General features: G+C 58.1%; 15 protein-coding genes and 1 pseudogene. 3 read left to right on the top strand and 13 right to left on the bottom strand.

The genetic code is table 11. The features are described from left to right. Nucleotides 1–714 (top strand): DDE-type integrase/transposase/recombinase (locus G3I74_RS04705; RefSeq protein WP_164209440.1); only part of this gene is annotated, 714 nt, incomplete at its 5' end. On the opposite strand, the gene G3I74_RS16295 is transcribed toward G3I74_RS04705, so the two are convergent. The 6 genes from G3I74_RS16295 to G3I74_RS04680 form a co-directional block, all read right to left on the bottom strand. Beyond that, complete coding sequence (locus G3I74_RS16295) at nucleotides 707–1,177, bottom strand: sulfotransferase (protein ID WP_420823063.1); 471 nt, start codon at nucleotides 1,175–1,177, stop codon at nucleotides 707–709. The genes G3I74_RS04705 and G3I74_RS16295 overlap by 8 nt on opposite strands. Continuing rightward, nucleotides 1,167–2,063, bottom strand: a complete 897-nt coding sequence (locus G3I74_RS04700; RefSeq protein ID WP_164210435.1) for a hypothetical protein — start codon at nucleotides 2,061–2,063, stop codon at nucleotides 1,167–1,169. Before G3I74_RS04700 ends, G3I74_RS16295 begins: the two co-directional genes overlap by 11 nt. Nucleotides 2,064–2,111: 48 nt before the next feature. Continuing rightward, complete coding sequence (locus G3I74_RS04695; RefSeq protein WP_239056593.1) at nucleotides 2,112–2,966, bottom strand: glycosyltransferase family 2 protein; 855 nt, start codon at nucleotides 2,964–2,966, stop codon at nucleotides 2,112–2,114. Nucleotides 2,967–2,970: 4 nt separating this feature from the next. Then, nucleotides 2,971–4,293 carry a nucleotide sugar dehydrogenase gene (locus G3I74_RS04690; RefSeq protein ID WP_164210433.1) on the bottom strand — a complete coding sequence of 441 codons (1,323 nt, stop codon included), beginning with the start codon at nucleotides 4,291–4,293 and terminating at the stop codon, nucleotides 2,971–2,973. 170 nt (nucleotides 4,294–4,463) lie between these two features. Beyond that, nucleotides 4,464–4,814 carry a hypothetical protein gene (locus tag G3I74_RS04685; protein WP_164210432.1) on the bottom strand — a complete coding sequence of 117 codons (351 nt, stop codon included), beginning with the start codon at nucleotides 4,812–4,814 and terminating at the stop codon, nucleotides 4,464–4,466. Then, entirely contained in the window at nucleotides 4,811–5,233 is a 423-nt protein-coding gene (locus G3I74_RS04680) for a nucleotidyltransferase domain-containing protein (RefSeq protein WP_338063059.1), read from the bottom strand. The genes G3I74_RS04685 and G3I74_RS04680 overlap by 4 nt, the downstream gene beginning before the upstream one ends. Here G3I74_RS04680 and G3I74_RS04675 point away from each other — a divergent pair. After that, complete coding sequence (locus tag G3I74_RS04675; RefSeq protein WP_164210431.1) at nucleotides 5,232–5,540, top strand: methyltransferase family protein; 309 nt, start codon at nucleotides 5,232–5,234, stop codon at nucleotides 5,538–5,540. The two genes, G3I74_RS04680 and G3I74_RS04675, sit on opposite strands and share 2 nt — an antisense overlap. On the opposite strand, the pseudogene G3I74_RS16290 reads toward G3I74_RS04675, so the two are convergent. The 7 genes and pseudogenes from G3I74_RS16290 to G3I74_RS04640 form a co-directional block, all read right to left on the bottom strand. Then, nucleotides 5,528–5,665 (bottom strand): annotated as a pseudogene (locus G3I74_RS16290) (CopG family antitoxin); the annotation flags it as partial. The gene G3I74_RS04675 and the pseudogene G3I74_RS16290 overlap by 13 nt on opposite strands. Before the next feature lie 499 nt (nucleotides 5,666–6,164). After that, entirely contained in the window at nucleotides 6,165–6,461 is a 297-nt protein-coding gene (locus G3I74_RS04665; RefSeq protein ID WP_164210430.1) for a type II toxin-antitoxin system RelE/ParE family toxin, read from the bottom strand. A 4-nt stretch (nucleotides 6,462–6,465) separates the two neighbouring features. Then, complete coding sequence (locus G3I74_RS04660) at nucleotides 6,466–6,705, bottom strand: type II toxin-antitoxin system ParD family antitoxin (RefSeq protein ID WP_164210429.1); 240 nt, start codon at nucleotides 6,703–6,705, stop codon at nucleotides 6,466–6,468. Between the two features lie 56 nt (nucleotides 6,706–6,761). After that, nucleotides 6,762–6,965 (bottom strand): hypothetical protein, encoded by a 204-nt coding sequence (locus G3I74_RS04655; RefSeq protein WP_203594545.1) that lies wholly within the window; start codon nucleotides 6,963–6,965, stop codon nucleotides 6,762–6,764. Between the two features lie 33 nt (nucleotides 6,966–6,998). Then, nucleotides 6,999–8,048, bottom strand: a complete 1,050-nt coding sequence (locus G3I74_RS04650; RefSeq protein WP_203594544.1) for a transposase — start codon at nucleotides 8,046–8,048, stop codon at nucleotides 6,999–7,001. Nucleotides 8,049–8,181: 133 nt separating this feature from the next. Then, nucleotides 8,182–8,781, bottom strand: coding sequence for a type IV toxin-antitoxin system AbiEi family antitoxin domain-containing protein (locus G3I74_RS04645; protein ID WP_164210427.1), 600 nt, complete (start codon nucleotides 8,779–8,781; stop codon nucleotides 8,182–8,184). A gap of 4 nt (nucleotides 8,782–8,785) precedes the next feature. After that, nucleotides 8,786–8,998, bottom strand: a complete 213-nt coding sequence (locus G3I74_RS04640; RefSeq protein WP_203594543.1) for a type II toxin -antitoxin system TacA 1-like antitoxin — start codon at nucleotides 8,996–8,998, stop codon at nucleotides 8,786–8,788. A gap of 44 nt (nucleotides 8,999–9,042) precedes the next feature. Between G3I74_RS04640 and G3I74_RS04635 the strand changes: the two genes are divergently transcribed. Beyond that, nucleotides 9,043–9,461, top strand: a 419-nt coding sequence (locus tag G3I74_RS04635) for a hypothetical protein (RefSeq protein WP_164210426.1), incomplete at its 3' end; no start/stop codon positions are given.

Genomic DNA, 9,461 nt, shown 5'->3' with positions numbered 1-9,461 from the left:
GAGGCCACGGCACCCAACCAGATCGTGACCTGGGATATCACCAAGCTGCCGACCCTGACCCGAGGGCTTTACCTGAACCTCTACGTCATCCTGGACCTGTTCAGCCGCCGCGTGGTCGGCTGGATGGTGTCGCGCAAGGAGAATGCCGGTCTGGCCCGGCACATGTTCTCCGAGGTTCTGAACCGACGCCAGATCGCCACCGAAGGGCTCATCGTCCATCAGGACCGCGGATCACCCATGATCGCCCACAGCTTCGCTGAGCTCTTGTCAGGCATGGGCGTGGAGCAGAGCTTCTCTCGACCCCGGGTCAGTAACGACAACGCCTTCAGCGAGAGTCAGTTCAAGACCACCAAGTACTGGCCCAGCTACCCGGGTCGGTTCCGGGATGAGGCGCATGCCCGGCAATGGTGTCAGGTCTTCTTCCCGGCCTATAACCGGCGGCCGCACGAGGGGCTGGCCCTGTTCACGCCGGAGGATGTCTATACCGGTCAGGTCAAGACGGTCTGGCAAATACGGCAGGCGGCGATGGATCGGCACTATGCCGACCACCCCGAGCGCTACGTCAATGGACCACCCATCGTCAAGCGACCGCCAGAACGAGTTTGCATCAATCCCGACGATGGACAGCCGGCCGAGCAGGTCCTGGCTGACCCGGAAAGCTTCAAAACCGTACCAACCCCGGTCAGCCTCGAGCTACCCGAGGTTGTTACATAGAAAAATGCGCCGATCTGTTGGAAAAAGGTTGACACGTTCCGGGGTCTCTAACTATAGCGATAACTTTCGCATCAGGCCACACTTTATGAATTAGGTCAGACACCATCCACCACTGCGAATTACTTTCAATTATCAGTGGAGCGTCTATTTTCTCGTGGAAAGCGCTTCGAGCGTTTCGAAGCTTAGCGAGGCATTCCGCTTCTTCGGATCGATTAGTAAGCCATGCTTGGCCGACAGCACGGATACCAGATCTGCCAAGAGCTTTGCCGAGTATCATGTGCTGGAAACCAAATGTTGCAATACGTTGCCCCACTCTTTCTATAAAGATAGAGAGTATGTCAGGGTCGTGTTCAGAATGGCAGTTTGAAATAACTTCACTAAGGCGGTCCCCAAAAAATTGAGTGCCTGTCCGACCACCCGAAGTTACAAAGGCTAAATCCTTTTTTCTGTACTTAGTTTGCATTGTAGTTTCCTCTGATAAAAGCCTGAAGATAGAAGATCAATGCCATTCCCAAAGCCACCAGAATTGTCATGACGCGGTTGATGGCAACAGCGGTGAAGCCCGCGGCGGCTGGCAGGCCGACCGTTATCGACAGCGCCGCTGCAACAGTTTCAGCTATACCTAATCCTGCGGGCATGACCGCTACGAGAGTTCCAATGGATACAGATGCCGCAACAACTCCAGCTTGAGTAATATCTGCCGAAACATCAATGATTGAAAAGCATAGCCAAACCCGAAGAACCATTACACCTAGTCTCAGGATTCTGATTAATAGAAAAAGGGTGGCAATCCTGCAAGTGCTTTTTACCGCAATAAGAGCTATCAAGCAAACAGATGCTATAGATCCAGTTATAAGTAGGCCCACACCTAAGGCGAAGTTAGATTTGATAATCACCATACCGATAAGTGTAGCGATCAGGGTGAGATAGAGAAGGCTTCCTATGGCAATAAATCCTCCTGCAACAGCGATAGATACGCCACGTGAAGCGATGGCGCCTGTGTGATAAATTGCCCCAGCTGGAATGGGGAGCACGTTGCTGGCGGTTGCAGTGGCCGTCACACGTAGTGCATCAGCAAAGGTGATATTTGTCCCCGCCGCTGAGGCGCTGGTTTTCAGTCCTAAGGCGTTCAAGGCCAGTGCTGTCGGGGCTCCAAGGATAGCGTTTACTAGAAGCAAATCGATAGCGATAGTAGTTGGGTCTAGCTTAAGAGAAACGAGTGAGGCCCAGAGACCCAAAGTAAAAATAGCTAGTCCGGCTAATGTATAGTGGTTCTGATTATGTTTTGTGTGCTGCAAGAAATTTTGCAGAAGCCTTTCAAGCTTAATTGCAGCGTGTTTCGGCGACATTTATTTTGCTGACGTTTCGATGGTTCGCCACTACGCTTTGTTGAGTTCTCAGTCGCTAGGTTGCTTGTAGTTTAGTGCGGTAATTTGTTCTGAGATTAAGCCAATCAGAAAGATTATGACTGCGGCGCTGAACAACAACATGCTCATGTTCGTGAAACGCCCCATAGTGCTATAGGTGTATGCATAATATGCTATTCCAATGGAAAAGAATACGGCGCTCATTGGAAAGAAAATCTTCAAGGGTGCATATAGCGTAGCGACCTTGAAAATGATGATCAAAAATCGAATCCCATCTCGGATCGGTCGAATGTGGCTTTTACCCTCTCGTTTCTGTGCTTTGATTTGCACGAATTCAACGGGATAGCCGGCCCTCATAAATGCCATGGTGATGGTGGTCGGGTAGCTGAAGCCGTTGGGCAATAGATAAATGAAGTTGCGGAAGAGCTTTGCTTTGACTGCTCGAAAGCCTGAAGTCAGATCCGGGATGGTGTGGCCAGTGATCAGCGATGCGAAAACGTTGTATATGCCGTTGGCTGCCAGTCGGGCTGCGTTGGCATGAGATCCGGCTGAGCGGGCGCCGATCGCCATGTCGTAGCCTTCGTACAGTTTCTCCAGCAGGCGGGGAATGTCGGCCGGATCATGCTGACCATCGGCGTCCAGCATCACCAGGATCTCGCCGCTGGCCTTTCTTGCGCCGGTCTTGATGGCCGCGCCGTTGCCCAGGCTGGCGGGGTGCGAGACGACGGTAGCGCCTGCCGTTTTGGCGGTTTCGGCCGTGGCGTCGGTGGAGCCATCATCGATCACCAGGATTTCCGCTTCCGGGTAGCCGGTACGGATTTGTTCAACCACCGGGCCGATGGACGCCGCTTCGTTTTTGGCCGGGATGATGACGGAGAGTTTCATGGGTTCAGAGTCTGCCATGAACTTGGGCTTCAGGTAAGACGCCCTTGACGTCGTAGATCACGCCGTCGGGCTTGGCCCACTGGCGGATCTGGTCGATGCCGGCGGTCTGGAACTGGCGGTGGGCGACGGCCAGGATGACGGCGTCGTAGTCGCCGGGCTGGGGTTTTTCGAGCAGCGTCAGCGCCAGTTCGGCTTCGGCGCGTTCGGGTTCGACCCAGGGGTCGTGGGCGTCTACGTCAAGGCCGTAGCTTTGCAACTCGTGAATGATATCGACCACGCGGGTGTTGCGGATGTCGGCGCAATTTTCCTTGAAGGTCAGGCCAAGGACCAGGCAGCGCGCGCCTTTGAGCGGCTTGCCGGTGTGGGCAAGCAGGCGGATGACCTGCTGGGCCACGTACTGGCCCATGGCGTCGTTGATGCGCCGGCCGGCCAGGATGACTTCCGGGTGGTGGCCGATTTCTTCGGCCTTGTGGGTCAGGTAGTAGGGGTCCACGCCGATACAGTGCCCGCCGACCAGGCCGGGGCGGAAGGGCAGGAAGTTCCACTTGGTGCCGGCGGCTTCCAGCACTTGCTGGGTGTCGATGCCCAGCCGGTTGAAGATCAGGGCCAGTTCGTTAACCAGGGCGATGTTGAGGTCGCGCTGGGTGTTTTCGATCACCTTGGCGGCCTCGGCCACGCGGATGCTGCTGGCCTTGTGGGTGCCGGCCTGGACGATCTGGTTGTAGAGTTGGTCGACCGTCTCGGCCGCTTCCGGCGTGGCGCCTGCGGTGATCTTGACCACGTTTCTCAGGCTGTGGGCGATGTCGCCGGGGTTGATGCGCTCGGGTGAGTAGCCCAGGTGGAAAACCTTGGTGGGGTCAATGTGGCGCTCGGCCGCCTCGATGGCGCATTGCAGGTCCGAGAAGCGCTCCAGGATCGGCACGCAGATTTCTTCGGTGCAGCCAGGGTAGACGGTGGCCTCGAAAATCACCAGGTCGCCGGGCTTGAGGGCCTGGCCGACGAGTTCGCTGGCTGATTCCAGGTGGCTTAGATCGGGGCGTTTGTGACTGTTGATCGGCGTCGGGACGGCGATGATGAAGATGCGGCAATCGGCCAGGTCGGCCGGCTGGCTGGTAAAGCGCAGCTGGGTCGCGGCTGCCAGTTCTTCCGGGCTGCATTCCCGGGAGCTGTCACGACCGCGCTGCAGTTCCTCGACGCGCGCCTCATCGATATCAAACCCCAGGGTAGGGCGCAACTGCCCGAATGCCAGCGCTAGCGGCAGTCCGACATAGCCCAGGCCGATGATGGCTATTTTGGCGTCGGCAAGCGCTTGCTGGAGTTCCGGCATGGGCGGGCGTTTCGCGATTGATTCCCCAACCAGTGAGTATGCCAGATTGACGTGCGAGCGGATATGCTGCAGTTCGTGATTAGACGGAGCACATCATGTCCGGATCTTCGCATGTTCGCTGGTGCGCGAAAGCCCTGATCGGCTTCGCGGAGGCAATAGCTATTGCTTCTTTAAGTCTGTCCAAACAACTCGCGGGCCTCAAGCCAACGCTCGACGCTGTCCACCAGGCCCAATTTTTCCATTCGCTGGAGTGTTTCGAGTTGTGTGCCGGTCGGCTCTGCCTGAGCTTCAAGGAAGCGCGGAAACAGTTTGCCGGCCATGGTGTCCTGCATGCGCCCGAATCTGGACGCGAATGCTTCTATTGTTTCGGCCAGTTCCGGATTGCTGTCCAAATTGGTCAAGTTTTGGATGCTGAGTTCGGTTGAAAAGAGCTTCTGACAGCTGTAGTCCAGATGCCGCTTTTCCCTGCTGACAATCCGATATGTGTCGATAAATCGCTGGCGGGCCAGTTGCGCGCTCACAATCGAGCCCCCTGCTGAAGCGCGATGCTCTTGATCGGGCTGAGACTTTCGCCTGGCTCAATCACCAGCACATCGATGGGTTGATCCCCCAGTCGAAGCTGCAATCTGGCGACCAGCGTCAATTCCTTGCGGAGCTTTTGCGATTCGGGCCGATTGAGCTTGATCAGAAGGTCGATGTCGCCCCCGCGTGCCTTGTCATCCAGTCGGGACCCAAACAGCAAAACCTCAGCATCCGCGCCAAAAACTTCGGCAACGGTATCTCGAATGATTTTCTGGCTGTTCGGGCGTAGACGCATGGCTGGCAGTGTACCGAAAACAGAGGTGCTGAACAGGGGCTTACTGAGACGGACTTGGCGCGCCGCCTGCACATGTCGCGCCAGAGTCTGCACCGTATTGTGGCCGAAGAACAGCGGGATCATGAAACGCGCCCGGCGGCTTGCGGCGGGGCAGCCGGTGCTGGTGTGCGCCGGTGGGCTGTTCGGCCGCATTCGCCATCCCATCTACTTGGGCGACGCGGTCTTCTACACCGCCTTTGCCGTCTACCCCGCCACCGCCGTCAGCCTGGGGCTGCTGGTTGTCGCGGTCTGGGCGCTGCGGCGTCAGGCCGAGCGCGAGGATGCCGAGATGGCCGAGATGTTCGGCCAGCAACACGCCGCCTGGCGGGCGCGGACGGGGCGGTTTTGGCCGGCGGTTAGAACCAGCACCGGGGCGACTCAGCGCTGGTGACGTTCGACGTCTTCTGCCAGCCAGGCCTTGATGAGCGACTGGTAGGGCATATCGCGCTTGTTGGCTTCGATGCGGATGCGTTCGAGCAGCGTTTCGGGCAGGCGCAGCGAGATCGTCCTGAGTGAAAAACCAGGACAGGCATGATTTGAACGTCTTGCCCGTCTGTCGTCGCTGAATCGCAACGCGTTGTCTGATTCTCCGTCCTTTCGGTGGCGATCAGCCCGCCAGCCACCACTAATCCCGGGAGCCGGACACGCCGATCTCCGGAACAAGCCGGTCACTTCGAATCTCGGTTGCCGAGAATGTCAGCTGGGCCGTTCGCGCAGGATCTTGCGTGCGGCTTCACCTGCGACGCCCGTCATCCAGACCTGACCCAGGCTTTCCGCCTTCGCCATCAGCGCCTGGGCTGAGCCAATGGCGCGGAAGTACGCGCTTTCGGTGCCCTGAACCTGGCGAATCCAGGCCTTTGGATGACTGATCTGCCAGACATCAGCCGGTGTACCTGTTTTTTCCGTAGTCAGAACCCTGAGCCGACCGCGCTTGTCGGGCCGTGCCTGTTCGCCGGTCCACTGGGAAAACCAGGACAGGCCTGATTTTCATGATTTTCAAGGTCTGGTGTTTGAATTAGCCAGTAACATTGTCTGCCCAGTCTTCATGTCCGTGACGAACACGTAAGATCAGGATCTTCCCTGACGGTTCTATTTGGTAGATCACGATGTGTGATTTGACGGGATGGATTCGGATGTCGCCGGCCAGTTCAGCCCTGATGCGGGCGGCGCGGGGGTTTTCTGCCAGAAAACGAAATGCGTTCGCCAGAAGGTCGTGGTAGGCGTCGGCCTGCTGCTGGCCAAATTTTTCGGTGCCATCCGCATAGATCCTGCCGACATCTTCGGCGGCTTTCCGGGTCAGGCGGTAAGCCATCGGATTAACCGGCGAGCTTGCTTCTGGCCTCTCGTCGAATGTCGCTCATGGTCATATTCGACACGCCGCTCTCGAGTCCCTCATCGATCAGTTGTTGAAGGTGGGCGATTTTCGCCCGGCGCTCCTGATCGCGACGGATCAGATCGCGCACGTAGTCGCTGGAGTTGCTGAACCTGCCGGAATGGGCTTGCTGTTCGACCCAACGCTTCATTTCTGCGGGAAGCGAAACATTCATGGTGGTCATGGTTGCATGCCGTGGGGCGGAAACCGTCGGAAGATTAGCGAAGTTGACAAACTTTGTCAAGCTCCCACCAAAAAATCACCAAAAAACCAAAAAATCAACCAAAAAACCAAAAAATCAGGACAGGCATGATTTGAAAGCCTGCCGCCGCCGCCGCCGCCGCCCGCCGACCCACCCCCTTCTTTTTCCTGTTGCGATTTGGGGGCGATGAACCCTGTAGCCACCAAAACCTGGCGCGGCAGACACGCCGAGCCCCGGAACAAGCCGGTCAGCTCGAAATTCGGTTGTCGAATTCCTCAGGTCGGCCGTTCGCGCAGAATCTTGTGCGCTATTTCGGCGGCGACTCCCTTCATCCAGGTTTGCCCCAGGCTTTCGGCCTTGGCCATCAAGGCGTCGGCCGAGCCAATCGCGCGGTAGTAGTGGCTTTCCGTGCCCTGGACCTGACGCACCCAGGTCTTGAGGTTGCTGATTTCCCAGATGTTGGCCGGAGCAGTGCGCTGGCCCTGATCTTTGCCCAGTGGCTTGAGCTTGCCGCGCTTGTCGACACGCGCCTGCTCGCCCGTCCATTGCACCAGCTCGATGTAACTGGACTCGGTCATGCCCAATAGCGCCTCGGCATCCAGTCCGGCGACCGGCAGCAGTGCTTTTTCCTGAATGGAGCTGCATGGCTTGATCTTTGCCGACAGACCATCGCGCTCGCGCAGCCGGCGCTGGATGGAGGTGTGGTCAGAATCCTTGAGCGTGTCGCACATCGTGGCGCGGGCGGGGTTGAGGTCCACGTATGCCATGCAGGAAAGGACTGCGTGTTCCTCCAGCAGTGCCTGGCACTTGAACCGACCTTCCCAGAATTTTCCCGTGCAGTTGTCTTCGCGGTTGGCTCGACGAGCAATGGGTTCGTTCAGCGCTTTCATGAACCAACTCAGGCTGCCCAGTCGCTTTTGAACCTCCGCCAGACGCCTTGGGTTGCCGAGAATGGCCAGGGCAAAGTGCTCGGCCATTTCCGGATTGTCATTGTGCTTGAGCGGACCTGGAAAGGCTGCCAGCCAGCGTCTGGCGATTTCTTCGTCGCTCCAGGTCATGGATGCGGCCGGATCGACATGCACCACGACATGAAAATGGTTGCTCATCACCGCATAGGCATAAACGGAAACGGCAAAGCAGTCGGCCAACTCCAGGATGCGCGCTTCGATCCACTGCCGTCGATGCTCGAAGCTCTGGCCGGTCACGGTGTCCTCGCCGCACAGGAATGCGCGCCGGACACAGCGGGAGACCACGTGATAGAAGCCGGGTTCGGCTTCGGAAACCAGTTGGCTGCGCGGGTAGGTCATACCGGCATTGTTGTCCACGGCTGCGGCCCGGACTATCGGAAATGAACACGCCGCCCGGTAGGAAATCTTCCAATTGTTGCCTGTCCCGAAATATCGGAAATATCCCGATTGAGCAGTTGGGCGCTTACCGAGGCGGCTATGTTGCGTTGGTTCATGGCAGGCTTTCCATGTAGGGTCGCATCACATTGGTCACTCGGCACAGTACAGCAAAGCGCCAAAGCTCATCCATGCTGGCACGCTTGGCGTGCCAGGCTTCCTGCAGCGCCTCCAGCGCAACATCAAGGCCGATCTTGTTGCGGAACTTGAAGCAGTCGGCCACCGTCCGTGCGACGTTGGTCACCCGCACCGGTACACCTTCTACAGAGTGTTCCTCGATCCCCTCAGTCAGTGCGGTACCGGAGAAGCGCACGATGCGCAGCGGGGGATAATCCATCTTGGGTGCGCGGGCCTTGTTCGGGATCGCCAGCCAGACCTCGAACGGCGACTGTGTGGTGAGTTCATGCATGCGCAGTGCCGACAGCAGGCAGACGATGGCCTGCGGATGTTTGCGAGCCACCTCAGCCAGGGCGCCATACTCCGAGACGGGTCGGTCCGGAATCGCATACAGGCCGCGTCCCACGCGCTGGAGCAGCCCTTGCCGCACCAGCCGCGTGAGCGCAACCGTTGGCAGGCCGCGCTCCTCGAGATCGCGTGGGCGAATAAGGCCGCGTTGCGCGGCAAGATTCAGAATGATCTGGTGCGAACTGTCCATGGTGTCATGATGTTGCGGAACGTCGGTAATTGTCAACAACTACCGACATAACACAACCGACAAAGATAAGGCGTCGGCCGAGCCAAAAAACCGGGACAGGCATTTGGGGTGGCGACAACAGCGCGTCGGCAAAGCGCGCCTGGTCGGCCAAGGACAGGCGAATCACGTCAGCCTCGGCAATGGCTCGCTGCGCCGCCTCTTGCGCGGCTGTCGTCAAAAAGTTGATGGAAGAGCTAAGCGTTCAAGCGGTTGCGAGTTTCGATGCTGAAAACCGATTCAAATGCATGGCCGCCGCGGCCGATGCAGAGAGGGCGCTGGCGGTTCTGGACCGGCTTGATGGGGTTGACCAGGGCTAAGGGCCAGTCAAGACCGGGTCGACACACTGGAAAACGTTTTATGCCCGGACCGTTGCACTTCCATTGGTGCCTCAAAGTGCTGATCGGCTTTGCCCTGATCGGGCATTTTGTGGTGCTTTCGTTTCACCCCGATTGGCTGCCGGCGCTGTTCCGCGTGCAATATCCGCTGTTTCTGACGCTGGTGCTGGCCGGCGGCGGGTTTGCGATCTGGCACCACCTGATCATGAAGCGCGCCCGGCGGCTTGCGGCGGGGCAGCCGGTGCTGGTGTGCGCCGGTGGGCTGTTCGGCCGCATTCGCCATCCCATCTACTTGGGCGACGCGGT

Origin of the sequence: Wenzhouxiangella limi, assembly GCF_010499265.1 — a bacterium.
In the GTDB taxonomy this organism is placed as follows: Bacteria; Pseudomonadota; Gammaproteobacteria; order Xanthomonadales; family Wenzhouxiangellaceae; genus Wenzhouxiangella; species Wenzhouxiangella limi.
Note: the sequence above shows the minus strand (reverse complement) of the source record. Positions and strands in the feature narration are given on the sequence as shown.